This window comes from Gilvimarinus agarilyticus (assembly GCF_000832015.1).
Lineage (GTDB): Bacteria > Pseudomonadota > Gammaproteobacteria > Pseudomonadales > Cellvibrionaceae > Gilvimarinus > Gilvimarinus agarilyticus.
Genome location: NZ_JXCJ01000001.1, coordinates 1,947,000 through 1,961,659, shown reverse-complemented (window position 1 = coordinate 1,961,659; position 14,660 = coordinate 1,947,000). Strand labels below are relative to the sequence as shown.

The following is a 14,660-nucleotide window of genomic DNA, read 5'->3' as shown; positions in this document are numbered from 1 at the left end:
ACGTGGCTGCCACAAACCACACTAGGCGGCGCTGGCGGCCTTCGAGCGATAGCGCAGTTTTTGTGCCTCGCGCACCAGCAGCCGACTATTACTGGCCGTGTCGGGGTAATGGCTTATACCCAGCAGCCACTGACCGTAGGTTTCGGCGTGGCTCACTGTCGCCAGAGCTCGCTCCAGACGGGTACAGATACTCGCCAAGTCGCTCTTGTTAAGCAGCGGCATAATCGCAATAAAGCCTGCACTACTGTAGCGCGCCACTTGAGCCTCGCGGCCCACCACATCGGTAATGGCCGCGGCAAACCCTTGGGCCATTTGTTGCCCTGCCGCGTCACCGACGGCGCCGCTCAATTCGCGGTAACCGCTCATGTCGATATACAGCACGCTGAAACGGCTGCCAGTTTGTGACATTTTTTGAATCAACAGCTGTTCAAAGCGGGTGCGATTTGCCAATCCGGTCACCTGATCCACAAAGGCATTTTCGATCACTTTGTCGTGTGCCTGAGCCGCGCTGCGGCGCTCGCTCTCAGCTTGTTTAAAGTCGCGGTAGGCAACTATCAAGGCCAGCAGCAGCACCACGCTGGCGACAATCGCCGTGGGGATGCCCATCCACTGCCCCTGCAGCGTATTGTCGTGTGCAGCCATAGAGCCCATTGGGTAAGTCGCGGCCGCCATCCCGGTGTAGTGCATACCGCAAATAGCGGCGCCCATCACCAACGCTGCCACAATCTTTACAACCACCACATATTTAGCCGGCACCACACGTACCTGGCGGCAGATAACCAATGCCGCCCCCGAGGCCACCACCGCAATCAACGCCGAGATAGCAACGATTAGCGTATCGTACTGAATTTGCGGATCCATGCGCATGGCGTACATGCCGCCGTAGTGCATAGCACAAATGCCCGCCCCCATAATTACCGCGCTGGCGGCAATGCTCAACGCCCTTATCTGAGGGCGTGTAATCACATACAGTGCCAGCGCCGAGGCGAGTACGGCCGGGATCCATGATAAAACCGTCAAGGGTGCGCTAAAGCTCATGGTCATGCCCGCAGGCATGGTATAGGCGCTCATGCCCACAAAATGCATGGACCAGATGCCCGAGCCGAGGCAAACAGCGCCCATAGCCAACCAAAACTTGCGGCCGGCACCGTCGTGCATGGTAAATATTCGAGTGCCAAAGTAGATGGCGGTATAAGCGGCGATTACAGCCACACAGTACGAGGCAAACACCAGAGCGAGATTGTAACTACCTGTCATATTATGCTACCGAGAAGGTGATCAGAGGGAAGGATTGGCAATTTTACGCGCCAAAGTGAATAAAAGATCACCGCTCAACGTAAATTTATGTAAACAGGGCCAATAAACTCCGCACTACCACCAAAACGCGGATGCGTTAGCAGGCGCTAGCGCTTGGCAGGATTATGGCTTGGGGGTAGATGCTTTAAGGTGATGTACCCCGAAAACGTTCTCGAGACAGTCGTCACCCAACAAAGCACGGCAAACGCACCCGCCAGCGCGGGAAAGTAATGCGGAAACAGACAAAATAAAATAAAGAATGCGATGGTCTCTGAACCCTCGGCGGCGCCCCCCAAATAATAAAGAGACTTCTGCGGGTATTGTGGGTTGTCTAGATTATGCCGTGCCGCCACTGAGGAGAACGCCAAAAAAGTCGCCCCCGTCCCCATAAAGGAGACCAACAGCAAACCTGCCCACACCGCATTGCGCTCCACATCGGCCAATAAAAAACCAAAACACACGGCGCTGTAAAAAATAAAGTCCAGCACAATATCCAAAAAGCCACCGGCATCGCTAATACCGCGTATTCGCGCGAGAGCGCCATCCACACCATCGGCCACGCGGTTGCCAATAATCGCCACTAAGGCAATGCTGTACCAACCAAAGGCCAGAGCGGGAACGGCCAGTAAACCAATCGCAAAACCGACGAGCGTGACGGTATCGGGGTGCACACCCCAGCGGTTTAGATAACCCGCCACCCAGTGCAAGGGGGCACGGGTCAGCGGGACTAAGCGTGTGTCGAACATTGTGCGACTCCGTTGGCAATGGTCAGTAAAGGCCCACACTGTTGCGTATGAGCGGGGCGATCATCCAAGTCATGGCTCACTAACAGCGCCGGTATTTGCCACTGCGCGATTTGCGCGAATGTCCATTGGCGCACCTCCTCTCGTCGGTGCAAATCGAGCGCCGCAAACGGCTCATCCAGTAGCAACGCTTTGGGCTCGTTGATCAACGCTCGCAACAGGGCGATACGAGCACGCTCACCACCACTCAAGGTTCCCGGCATCGTTTTGGCTTTATCGCTTAGCTCGACCGCCGCCAATAGGCTCCCGACGCGCTCGGTGCGCGCGGCTTTGGTTCGGTAAGCGGATTGCTTTGGCAGTGCAAAGAACAAATTTTGCTCCACCGTCATATGCGGGAACAGCAATGCCGACTGAAACATCATGCCGATACGGCGCTCGCTAACCGACTGGTGCGTCATTGGCTCACCGTTCAGTCTGAGGCTTCCGGTAATATCAAAAGCCTCGGGGGCTTGGCCGAGTAGCCACAGCAGCAAGGTCGACTTACCACTGCCGCTCGGCCCCATAATCATTCCCACTTTACCCGCGGCCACACTCAGCTCTGGCACCTCAAGCAAAGTTTGCCCCGCGCGGACTATCGCAACGTGCTGTAACTCAAGCATTTCGCCTCCTGGATACCAGCGCCAAATAAGCCGCCACCAGTAACAGGGCGATCAGCGGCAAAATAAACTGCCATAACGCATAAAAGCTTAACAACTGCCGGTCGCCGCCGCTGCTGACACTGACCGCCTCGGTGGTTACGGTGACGACTCGCCCCGCGCCCAACATCTGCGTGGGCAAGTATTGGGCAACGCTAACCGAAAAAGCAATCACCCAGCCGTAAAGAACGGGCCGACGTAACATGGGCAACATTAAGGTAAACCAGCACTTAAGCGGCGAGTAACCCAACGACTGCCCGACCAACAGCCAATGCCGGTCATAGCGCTGATAATCCCCCGCCACAACCAAATAAGCGTAGGGAAACGCAAACACGCAATGGGCCCAAAACACCCATCCAACATGGGGTGTCAGATGATAAGCGCTCGCGCTGTACTGCCAGCCCACCACCAAAGGTAGCTGCGGCACCAATAGCGCCAGCAAAACAAGCCACTGGGGCCAGCGCTGCTTGTTCTGCACTTCCAAACACACCAGCGCCGCCACCAAAGCGACACAGGCGCAGGGTATAGCAATCAATAATGTGGTCCAGACGATCGGCCAGATGTAGCCCCATTCCCGGCGCCACAATGCCACACTCAAAGAATCGGGCAACCATTGCGGGTAGAACCAACCCGACGCCATCGACCAAAGCACCAACGCGGTTAACATTGCCAGTGTCATAGCAACCATCAACGGCAGCCAAAGCCTAGCGACGCCCATACCGCCGCGCCCTAGCTGGCGCAAGATACCGGGAGCCGTTAACCCGCGGCGCCAAACCCGCACAAGTGCCCAGCGGTAGAAAGGATGATGCAAGCGGTTTAAACCCAGCAGGCAAAGCGTCAACGATAGTAGTAATACAGAACCCAGCAAGGCATGGGTGGCCGCGTCGGGAGCAAAATCCTGCTGCCAAGAAAACACCTCTTGAGCCAAAATCCCCGGCACATTGGGGCCCACCAATAACGGTATATCAACCACTGAAACGCTATAAACAATCACCGCCGCCATTGGTAGAGTGAGCCTGCGCAACAGCTCTGGCACCACCACTTGCCACCAAACTGTTGTGCGGGAATATCCCAGTGACTGCCCCACTTGGCGATAGCGCTCAACAGGCAACTGAGAACACGCGCTGTGTATCATCAACACCAAAAAAGGTACTTCTTTTAACAGCAAAACGGTAAACAAGGTGGGGAGTGAACGCTCGGGCAAAAACGCCCAGTCAGGCGGTATCGCGAATGCGCCACTCACACCGTGCATTGCGCGCACCAGCCAACCACCGGGGCTGAATAAAAAAACCAGACCTACCGCAAAAGCCAGGTGAGGCATCGACAGCAGCGGTGACAACCACACGGGCGTTCGTTGTACGGCTCCGGCGCTAACCGCGAGCGCCAGATAACAGGCGAACAACGGTGCTAGCGCCGCCAGTAACAGTGAATAAAGAGTTGCCTGCGACAACCCTGGCGCCGCGGCAAAATTACGCAGCTGCGTGGCCGTCAGTTGGCTCAGCTCTTGGGCGAAGGCGACAAGCACCAACCCCACCGGTAGCGCAATAAGGCCCAGCACGCTGATAACCGCCGCTGGGGTATACAGGCGCGCCGTACTCGTCACAGCTGATAGCGCTCCAACCAACCCTGCTCAATTGCGCTTTGCCAGCTGGCATGCAGCTCCTCTGCCGACGGTAGCAATGCACCGGCATCTTCCAGCGCAACCACAGCCGGGTCGCCCCAGTGCGCCGGGTCTGCTTTGCGCTCTTGTGCCTCAGGCGAGATGAAAAAGTTAATGGCGACTTGCGCGGCGGCTGGGTGCGACGCGTTGCGCGGCACCGCCAAATAGTGACTATTGGTAATAGCGCCATCGGCGAAGACATGTTGCTGCAAGTTTTGTGGTAACCGCCGCGCTTTAATTTTGGCCGTTAATTCCTGCGGGTTAAAACTAAACGCGACCGACACGCGGCCGTCGGCCAGCCACTGTAACTGTTGCGCAGAGCTTTGCGCAAAGCTCTGCGCCTGGCCCAGCATGAGCGGATGCAACCGATCTAAGTACTGCCAGAGCCGAGGTAACAATTGCGCGGCCGATTGATCCGACACGGCCTGGTACAACCGTGGGTCTTTTTCGGTTAAATCCACCAGCAAAGATTTTAAAAACGTCGTGCCAATAAAATCCGGTGGTTTCGGGTAACTTAACTGCCCGGGGTTTTTCTGGGCAAAGGCGAGCAGTTGCTCGGCGCTCAGTTGTTCCGTCGGAAAACTCTTGTCACGGGCAATTAGGTTAAATTGGCCAATACCCCAGGGTACTTCCAGGTTGTCGACGTCCACGCCAAAGTCGCGCATTAACGGCAACGTATTATTCAGTAGCAAGGCGCTGTTCGGCACAGCCGTTAGGACCTCTGGCAGCAACAGTTGTTCGCGCTTTAAGGTGTGGAAATTCTCGCCATTTATCCATAGCAAGTCGATAGCGCCGCCTTTTTTGCGTCCTGCCTGCGCCTCCACTTGCAATCGTTTAACCGCCTCAGCAATGTCGGCAACTTTTACATGCTTAAGTCGAATATCATAGCGGCGATGCAACTCACTATCCGCCCAGCGCAAATAACGATTCACCTCATCGGACCCGCCCCAGGCGTAAAAATACACGGTATCGCCGCGGGCCTCGGCCAACACATCAGACCAATCTGTGTTCGCAAACGAAGGCCCCGACAACAACATCACGCCCAGTATGAGACGATTAAAAATACTGCGTAAATTGAACTTGCGCATGCCGAGACAACTCCGGAAAAACTAATGATGAACCAAAATAGCCACCCTCAAACACCGGTGTCCAATTTTTCTCATCGGTCAGGTTAAACACGTCCAAACGTAAACGACTGCTGCCTTGATTAAACTCGTAAGCCACATTGGCGTTTAGCGTAAACTGTTCTGAGATCACCACTGTTTGCAAATAATCCAGCGGATAAGCACCGGTAACCACGGCCGAGCCACCCACAGACCAGTATTCACTCAATTGATAACCGCCTGCAGCCGAGGCGGTCCACTCGGGCAACCCTTGTAAGCGCTGAGTCGAGGGTGCAAACGCCGCAAAATTGGGGGCGCCGGCCCCGGTACCCGCAATCAGGTCAGGCCGGGAGTTATCAAACGCATCCGCCACTTGTTCGGCCACCTGAAACGCGGCCGAATGATCAAACTTAGCCTTCAACCAACTACCGCCGACACTCACCCAAGCGTTGTCGCTGCGATAAAACGCCTGCGCCTCGACGCCCTGGGTGACGATACCGCTATTGCTGCCATCGCGATTGCGCAAGCTGCGCGTCTGATCGAAGACGGCCATATCGGCGTACCATCCAGAGCCTACCGGCGCGTATTTTACGCCCAGTTCGTACAGCGTATTTTCTGTCGCAAAGTTGAGCGGATCGATTTGATTGTTAGAGCCCAACACCGTGCCACCGGCCATACTGTTCGAGGTAGACTCGCTATAGCTACCGGTGGCGTACAACGTCACCGACTCGCCAGGACGATAGTGCAAGGTTGCCTCGCCGGCCTTTAAAAAATCATGGTGCGAATCCCGGGCGGGCGTCACCCCAACGGGCGCGATTGGGTCGCGTGCTGTTACGTCATACCAGTCACCGCGAACGCCTAGCGTTAATTGTAGATTGGAACCCAGCGGTTGCTTATGCTGTAAAAACAAGCCGGTCTGAAGGCTCGTAGAATCGGTGGTGTCGGATAAATTGTAATCGCCGCTGCCGTCGCCATCACGGTCGTACTGAGCACCAGGGGAGACATACAGGCCCGGGCGCAACGGCACCAATCGCGCTTGTTGCTCTGCACTGAGAGGAATCTCTCGCTGGCTGAGCGATCCGGTCAAGTCGATAGGCAAATCGGCCTCGGTGGAAAACTGACTGTAGCCTAAAACATCGTTATAGCGGATAGCAGCCCCAACAATGGTGCGCGGAAACTGCAGCTCGATACGGTTTTCAAAGGTGTCGGCACCGTCGATAATCTCTACAAAACTGTTCTGGGCGATCTCCTCGCGCTCCAGGTGCTCAACGTAGGTTCGATTAACCAATCGCACAGAGCTACCTAAATCGACGGTCAGTACCGAATGCAACAAAACTGTCTCAGCGCCGTTAATATCGTCGGGGTGGGTAAGCACACGGCTGCGGGGGATTTTTACCTGGCCGGTCGGGCTTACCACCGCGAGCGCACCTGGTACCGTCGAGCCATTGGGCTGTACCCCCTGCCCTTGTATATACCAGCCTTGATCAATTAACGCTTGAGTGGGGCGGTTGATACCGGCGTTATCGGTCCACTCGACATCGTAATACTCCAATGAAACATTCCATTCGAGCTGCTCATTCGGCATCAAACGGTAAGAGGCAAACACATTGGTACTGTTCAGCCCTGCGTAATCATAAAAGCTGCCTTCGTCTTTGTGCTCCACGCTAATGCGCGCGCCCTGGCGCTGGGGATCAATCACCCATGCATAATCTAGTTGGCCACCGTATTGCTCCCATTCGCCGGCGCTAAGGTTAAGGCGCCCCTCCGCTTGCGTTAAATTCGCTCGCTTGGGCGTAATGTTCACAAAACCGCCGGTGCGCTGTGTTGTGCCTAGAATCACAGAGGGCGTTCCTCTGACGATATCAATTTGCCCAACCGAATTAAACGATAGCGGGATACCAAGGCCATTATTGCCGGCCTGCCGGCGCATACCGGACGAGAACAGCTCCCCCAGCTGGCCGCGCAACGTAGGAAGACTGGGGGCACCAAAACCTTTCGCCTGAAATGTATTGGGCGCAACACGCTGCAATTGTTGTAAATCGTCGATCGCCGCCTCGTGCAGCAAAGCCTCGGTAATCGGCGTAATAGAACGGCCAATATCCACAATATTTTGTTCACCACCAAAAGCGCCATCGATATCCTCTTGGCGAAGGTTGCCCATACCGCTTAGCGCCTCTCCCACGACCAAGACGCTTTCGATACGATCCACTTGTGCAAAACCGGGAAGACTCAGGGCCAATAGCGCGGCACTACACGCGGCCTGAGCCTTCACTCTGGCGAGGCAACGGTATAAGCAATGGGGTTGACGCAATGTGACACTCCTTACCAGGGCACGCTCGGCTGCAACTATTATTTTGTGGTTGCGCGTGAACGATTCAAACTCCAATCGTAGGGCAAAAACTCGTAGTGGACTGTGCCAGTTTCGAGCTGAAGCCGTTGTTCTTGCGTCAGCGATAACGCATCCGCATAGCGTAAAAAGAAGGACGCTAAGGTATTAACACCCAGCCAGCCTCGCTCAAAATCCTGTCGATACCACTTAAAGATAGCAGAGACTTGCAACTCTCCGTCGCGATAACGGTTGCGGCTAGCGTCGCGCAAAAAACGGACACTACTATCCTCCAGCTGCGCGTCTAGTCGCTGGGCGATAAATGGCTCGGTTCGCAGTGCCGGGCAACCCACTGACGCGCAGTTAACCGCAAAGTGAATTCTCGGCTCATTGTAGCGGCCAGGCTTACGGATAATATCGTGCTCTAAATCGTCTAAGCTCATGCTCTCACCCAACAGGGTAAAGAAGCGATTTTTCCAGGGGCTTTGCCAGAAGCGACCAATATCTTTTATAGACTCTACGGGATAATGAGTGATTACCAGCTGTAACGTGTGTGCGTTATACGCATTAATTAAAAAAGCCAGTTGCTGCGGCTTACTCCAGCGTTCGAAGTCTTTTTGGGTCACCTCTTCAAGCAAGCCAATATACTGCGTTAACCGGGAGGGGTTAGCTTTTAAATCGGCGTAAGCAACACGGCTAGCAACACCGTCTTGCTCCCAATGAACATGGTTAGCAAGCACCTTAGCGTATATCGAATGCTGGTGATCAAACTCCGTCGCTGACAACGGCATAGCACACAACCACAGTGCGAGGCTCAGAAAAACAACTTTCATAGCATTAAGCGCCCCGCCTCCAGGTGTGATACTTCTCAAGCCAGTTTAATATTGTTTCAGGCTTGTGTGCCTTTTTCCATTCGCCGGCTGTGTATTTATTTGCCTCCGACAAGGTTGGATAGGTGTGAATGGTCCCCAGAATTTTATTGAGACCCAGACCGTGACGCATAGCGAGTACAAACTCAGTCATTAAGTTACTGGCTTCGCTACCGACAATCACGACACCCAATATTTTATCTTTGCCCTTCGGGGTCAATACCTTGATAAACCCGGTCGTGGCACTGTCGGCAATGGCCCGGTCCAGCTCATGCAACTCAAAGCGAGCAACTTCAAATTCGATGCCCTGTTCGATAGCTTCGGCTTCGCTGATACCAACACGGGCAACCTCAGGGTCAATAAACGTCGACCAAGGGATAACCCGGTAATCCACTTTAAAGCGCTTAAACTGACCAAACAGCGCATTCACAGCAGCGTACCATGCCATGTGCGACGCTGTATGGGTAAACTGATACGGGCCTGCGACATCTCCCGCTGCGTAAATGTTGGGGTACAGTGTTTCCAGGTACTCGTTTGTATCAATGGTTCGCTCGGCCGAAATACCAAGCTCCTCCAGCCCATACCCTGTCAGGCGGGCTGTACGCCCTACCGCCACCAACAGCTGGTCATACTCCAGGCGTTTTTCCGCCCCCTGGTGTTTAACCACTAACACTTTCTTATCGCCATTGCGCTCACAGCGAAGCGCCTCGTGCTCCGTCAATACCGCAACACCATCGGCTGCCATGCATTGACGCGCTAGCTCTGAGACCTCCTCATCTTCTTTTGCCAAAATACGCGGGCCTTTCTCAACCTGACTGACGTGTGAGCCCAACCGTGCAAACGCGTGCGATAACTCCGAGCCAATTGGCCCTCCGCCAAGAACAATAAGCCGCGGCGGGGGGCTATCCAACTCAGCGAAGCGCTCCCATAACGTGTCGCTGGTCACATAATCACTGTCTTCTAGCCCGGGCAGATCGGGTACCAGTGGCTGTGCTCCGGCGGCGATGATAATACTGCGGGTCGTCAAGCGTTGTGTTTCGCCATCAGCTCGGGCAATTTCCACCGTCCACGGGTCGATAATAGTGGCATAGCCCTGCACCACATCAACCCCTAACCCCGTGTAGCGTTCGGCGCTATCGTGTGGCTCTATGTCTTTAATAACCCGATGTACCCGTGCCATTACCGCCCGAAAACTAAACGCCGGCTGTGCAGCCGCGAGGCCATACTCGTCAGCGTGACGCATCTGGTGCGCAACTTTGGCGCTTTTAATCAGCGCTTTACTGGGCACGCAACCATAATTGAGACAATCGCCACCCATTTTATGCGCTTCTACCAAGCTCACTTTGGCTCGCACAGTAGCGCCAATGTAGGCCGAGACCAAACCGCCAGCACCACCACCAATGACCACTAGATTGCGATCAAAATGTTGCGGTTTTTGCCAGCGTTTATAGACACGCTTGCGCTGTACCCAGCGCACAATGGCCTTAGCCACCCACGGAAAGATACCCAGCAGCACGAACGATAGAATCAACCCAGGTGAAAAAATCCCACCCAAACTGTCAATTTCAGCCAGTTGCGTACCGGCATTGACATAAACGACGGTACCGGCCAGCATCCCTAGCTGACTCACCCAGTAAAATGTCCAGGTTTTTAATCGGGTTAACCCCATCACCAGATTAATAATAAAAAAGGGAAACACCGGCACTAAGCGCAAGGTAAACAGATAAAAGGCCCCCTCTCGATCAACGCCACGGTTGATGGCTTGTAACCGATCAGAAAAGCGCTTCTCTACCGAGCCGCGCAATACAAAACGTGCGGCTAGAAACGCCAGTGTTGCACCGACGCTGGAGGCAAAGGAGACCAGCAGCAACCCTTGTCCGAGACCAAACAAGGCACCTCCGGCCAGGGTCATGATCGCCGCTCCAGGCAGCGACAGGGCCGTCACCAGCACATACAAAGCAAAAAACGCCAAAGGTACCAACAGGGGGTATTGCGTTAGCCATTGCTCAAACTGTGCCTGACTGCCTTTGAGGCGGTCTAGCGTCAAGTAGTCATTAAAGCCCAAAGCAAAAAAAGCCGCCACCAATGCAGCGATGACTACGACGATAAGCAGGCGTTTCATACAAGATTCCAATTTATCATTTAGAGGCTCACGTTATTCTGTGATCGTTATAGAGTAGTCGCACGAGATGGCATTTTGTTACAAATTATTATTACCCTAATCCCATCGAACAATCGTCCAAGTGTGCTCAGGGCGGGAAAATGCAACAGGAAATGGGGGTTAGAGGTAGGCGTAACCGTCACCGCCGTGCCAGCGCGTTATATTTATGCGCCTTAAAGCCCAGGGCTAATCGTCAGAGCTAGGGCTAGGGCTTTAAGGCTGTCTCGGTAGATATGGCGCATGAGTAGATCACGCCCATGCTGGTGTCACCGTTCGCTCGCGCTCGCGTACTTGCGCCGAACCGTCCAGCGGGTATCAGAATCACGCAAAAGATACAGCGCGACACAGGCCGCTAACATGGGCCATGCGGCAAAAAACAGCAGGTGATTAAAAGGATCTAAATACTGGCTATACGAGGAGAACGTGGAAAGCCCATGCAAGATCAAAATAAAACCATAGGTAAAGCGCTTCCACATGCCAGCAACAAATGCGAGTATCAACACCATTTCAACGAGTGCAATGATGTACACGGCCGCCGTAGCAAATCCTTCCAGACCGTAGAATTTTTCGAAGATACGTAGAGCGTGATCAGGGTTAACGAACTTGTCTAAGGTCCACATGAACATAACGATAAAAACGCCCAGACGCAGCAACAGCAGGGACCAGGTAAGACGCGCGTGTGATGGCACAGGTAAACTCCTTTCAATGGGATGTAATAATGCTTTAAACGCACCGCCCAAGTAAGCTAAAGCACCTGGAAAATACGTATTCAACGTCGAGACTAAAATAACTGAGCAATCACTCAAATACAAGCAAATGATTTAAAAGTGGCGGTATTAGCGTGTGTTGTACATGCCCTTAGCGTGCAGAAAAATTCTTTCTAAGAAACAGCAAACCCTGGAAAAAGTTCCTCTGCCACCCGATTAGTAGTGACAAATCAGCGCTCAGGGTTGCTCATTGGGGGCGTAACCTTGGGGGGAAGAAGATCGAACAAAGGGCTGAAGCAACAGCCTATCCAAGCGTGAGTCTTGGGGTTGGCGGAACACCTCAAGGCCAATAGTCATGCCCAGCTGACCTGCTTTCGGCTGTGCACGGTAAGAGGAAAACAAACGATCCCACCAAGGGAGGTTAAAGCCAAAGTTGCTGTCCGTCTCCTTGCTAATAACCGAGTGATGCACGCGGTGCATACTGGGCGTTACCACCAGCCACCTGGCCCATCGCTCCACTGTTGCCGGCAGAGCCACGTTGGCATGATTAAAAATCGCAGTGGAACTTAACACCACCTCAAACCACAAAACCGCAAGCGGCGGCGCACCTGAGGCGATAACCACAACCACCTTAAGAGCCATCGACAGGAGGATTTCCACCGGGTGAAAGCGCAACCCTGTGGTCACATCAAACTCCAGGTCAGTGTGATGTACTCTATGCAAACGCCATAGCCAAGGGACTTTATGAAACAGACGGTGCTGCCAATAGATGAGTAAATCGAGAAGAATAAAAGAACCGACGATGGCCATCCAGAGAGGCACTGCAAGGTTGTTAAACACCCCCCAACTACGCTCCACCGCCAGATAAGCCGCACCAACGGCCGCCAGCGGGAATAGCACTCGCAACAGTGCCGTGCTGACAACAACAAGCAACAGGTTATGAGGCCAGCGTTGAGCACGACCTACGCGTTGCGGCCGCAACCCCCGGATCGCCTCCCACACAGCCATTGTCATCAGCACCGACGCAAATATAACGCCTCTAACGATTGCCTCGTGCGACAATACGAATTGTCCCATGTAGGTCTCCACGGCTTGGTTAATAACGACAGCGCCGTGCGCGTGCGCTCGACGAAGCCGACAACTCACAGCATAACAGAGTTCATGGATTAGCTTTACACTTTAAACCCGAGGGCTACCAGAGCGGCGGAGTTTTCGCCTGCACGGGCGTCGTGCACCTAACACGCAAAAAAAAAGGGGAGCAAAGCTCCCCAAACCTCAAACAAGAAATCTTACCCTTTCGGAATCAATGGCTGATCATCCACGGCCGAGCCGACGGAAAGATCTTACTGCCATCAGGCGTGTAAAGCACTTGCGACTTACGCACCGATCGATCGCTGCAACCACACCCTTTACCATGTTTGTGCTCGCGCCGCGCTTTGTCCTCAAGACGGGACTCAGGGTTAGAGAAGCGTGGCGCCTCGCGCGCTTTTTCATTGCGCGCGTGGGCGTCACGATTACCGGGCGCCATATCCAACATCGTTGGCGACACCATAATCACCCGACCGGCCATTGTGCCGCACTGGGGGCACGGAGCCGGCTCAGCACTTTGAGCGATAGTGGCTAGCTGGTTAAACACACCGTGTTCAGTGCAACGGTAATCGTAGACAGGCATGAATTACTCCTTATCTTTCGACAGTGGAATATCGATGGTGCCATCGACCATTTTCTTTGGCCCTTCTGCCGTCGGATTAATATCAAAATCAAAGATCTCGGTTGGCAGCCACAAAGTAGCGCAGGCATTTGGCACATCCACCACCCCACTGATATGGCCTTGTACCGGCGCACAACCCAAGAGCGCGTAGCCCTGCGCCTTGCTATACCCAAACTTAGTCAAAAACTCGATGGCGTTTAAACAAGCCTGACGGTAGGCGACATTCACATCCAAGAAGTGCTGACCGCCATCTTCATCGACCGAGATACCTTCAAAAATCACGTAATCATCGTATACCGGCTTGATCGGGCTCGGCTTGAAGATTGGGTTTTTAACACCGTACATCTCCATACCGTTTTTAACCAGGTTAACCCGCATATGAATCCAGCCGGCCATTTCGATCGCACCACAGAAGGTGATCTCACCGTCGCCCTGGCTAAAGTGCAAATCACCCACGCTCAAGCCACCGCCTTTTACGTAAACAGGGAAGTACACCTTAGAGCCGCGCGACAGATCTTTAATATCGCAGTTACCGCCGTGCTCACGTGGCGGTACGGTACGGGCCCCTTCAGCCGCCGCTACTTTTGCTTCATCAGGCTTCATACGCCCCATATGGGCGGTATCGGCGTACGGCAAGTTTGCCAACGTGGGCACCCGATCCGGGTTGGTATCATAGAGCTCTTTCTCACGCTCATTCCAGGTGTCCAAAAGGTCTTTGGATGGCAAGCAGCCAATTAACCCCGGGTGAATCAGGCCCGCAAACTCAACGCCCGGAATGTGGCGAGACTTGGTAAACATACCGTTAAAATCCCAGATCGACTTCTGCGCATCGGGGAAGTGCTCGGTTAAAAAGCCACCGCCGTTTTGCTTAGAGAAGAAACCGTTAAACCCCCACTGGCTCTCTTGAAATGCACCAATATCAAGAATATCAACCACCAGCAAGTCGCCCGGCTCCGCACCTTCAACACCGACCGGCCCGGACAGGAAGTGCACCTGAGTAAGGTCGACATCGCGCACGTCGTCGGCGTTATCGTTGTTCTCGATCTGGCCACCGGTCCAGTCGTAGCACTCCATAATAAAATCGTCGCCGGGCTTAACCGTTGCCACCATCGGAATGTCCGGATGCCAACGGTTGTGAATCATGTCGTTCTCATAGGCCGACTTGGATAAATCGATTTTGACGATCGTTTCTGTCATGACTTAGGCTCCTGAATAGCTCAGCAATAATGCAGTAAGGACGCGATTGCGGCTGACTGCGAATGTGGGCTCAGTATCGAATTCGGGAGCAAAATCGGCAATACGACAAATAGCCCGCGAACTACGTCATTTGACGCATTGCTTAAATGGGGACGAAAAACGGATGACGGATGACGGATGACGGATGACGGA

At 53.9% G+C, this 14,660-nt stretch carries 12 protein-coding genes; all 12 read right to left on the bottom strand.

Annotation, left to right across the window (positions count from 1 at the left end; translation table 11 throughout):
* Nucleotides 1-21: 21 nt before the first annotated feature.
* Nucleotides 22-1,257 (bottom strand): MHYT domain-containing protein, encoded by a 1,236-nt coding sequence (locus SD69_RS08315; protein WP_041522844.1) that lies wholly within the window; start codon nucleotides 1,255-1,257, stop codon nucleotides 22-24.
* Nucleotides 1,258-1,403: 146 nt separating this feature from the next.
* Entirely contained in the window at nucleotides 1,404-2,042 is a 639-nt protein-coding gene (locus SD69_RS08310; RefSeq protein WP_041522843.1) for a CDP-alcohol phosphatidyltransferase family protein, read from the bottom strand.
* Nucleotides 2,024-2,698: an ATP-binding cassette domain-containing protein gene (locus tag SD69_RS08305; protein ID WP_041522842.1), complete on the bottom strand. Its 675-nt coding sequence runs from the start codon at nucleotides 2,696-2,698 to the stop codon at nucleotides 2,024-2,026. The genes SD69_RS08310 and SD69_RS08305 overlap by 19 nt, the downstream gene beginning before the upstream one ends.
* Nucleotides 2,691-4,337, bottom strand: a complete 1,647-nt coding sequence (locus tag SD69_RS08300; RefSeq protein ID WP_052480996.1) for an ABC transporter permease — start codon at nucleotides 4,335-4,337, stop codon at nucleotides 2,691-2,693. The genes SD69_RS08305 and SD69_RS08300 overlap by 8 nt, the downstream gene beginning before the upstream one ends.
* Nucleotides 4,334-5,482 (bottom strand): ABC transporter substrate-binding protein, encoded by a 1,149-nt coding sequence (locus SD69_RS08295; protein ID WP_052480995.1) that lies wholly within the window; start codon nucleotides 5,480-5,482, stop codon nucleotides 4,334-4,336. Before SD69_RS08295 ends, SD69_RS08300 begins: the two co-directional genes overlap by 4 nt.
* A complete protein-coding gene (locus SD69_RS08290; protein WP_198144075.1) occupies nucleotides 5,451-7,808 on the bottom strand; it encodes a TonB-dependent receptor in 2,358 nt (785 codons plus the stop codon). The genes SD69_RS08295 and SD69_RS08290 overlap by 32 nt, the downstream gene beginning before the upstream one ends.
* Nucleotides 7,809-7,846: 38 nt before the next feature.
* A complete protein-coding gene (locus tag SD69_RS08285) occupies nucleotides 7,847-8,656 on the bottom strand; it encodes a DUF547 domain-containing protein (RefSeq protein WP_052480994.1) in 810 nt (269 codons plus the stop codon).
* Nucleotides 8,657-8,660: 4 nt separating this feature from the next.
* Nucleotides 8,661-10,814 carry an FAD-dependent oxidoreductase gene (locus tag SD69_RS08280; protein ID WP_041522840.1) on the bottom strand — a complete coding sequence of 718 codons (2,154 nt, stop codon included), beginning with the start codon at nucleotides 10,812-10,814 and terminating at the stop codon, nucleotides 8,661-8,663.
* Nucleotides 10,815-11,119: 305 nt separating this feature from the next.
* The gene (locus SD69_RS08275; RefSeq protein ID WP_232301168.1) at nucleotides 11,120-11,626 is read right to left on the bottom strand and encodes a hypothetical protein; all 507 of its coding nucleotides are present in this window, start codon (nucleotides 11,624-11,626) and stop codon (nucleotides 11,120-11,122) included.
* Nucleotides 11,627-11,797: 171 nt separating this feature from the next.
* Nucleotides 11,798-12,637 (bottom strand): sterol desaturase family protein, encoded by an 840-nt coding sequence (locus tag SD69_RS08270; protein WP_041522839.1) that lies wholly within the window; start codon nucleotides 12,635-12,637, stop codon nucleotides 11,798-11,800.
* 226 nt (nucleotides 12,638-12,863) lie between these two features.
* A complete protein-coding gene (locus SD69_RS08265; protein ID WP_041522838.1) occupies nucleotides 12,864-13,232 on the bottom strand; it encodes an FmdB family zinc ribbon protein in 369 nt (122 codons plus the stop codon).
* Nucleotides 13,233-13,235: 3 nt separating this feature from the next.
* A complete protein-coding gene (fmdA, locus tag SD69_RS08260; protein ID WP_041522837.1) occupies nucleotides 13,236-14,468 on the bottom strand; it encodes a formamidase in 1,233 nt (410 codons plus the stop codon).
* Between the last annotated feature and the right edge of the window lie 192 nt (nucleotides 14,469-14,660).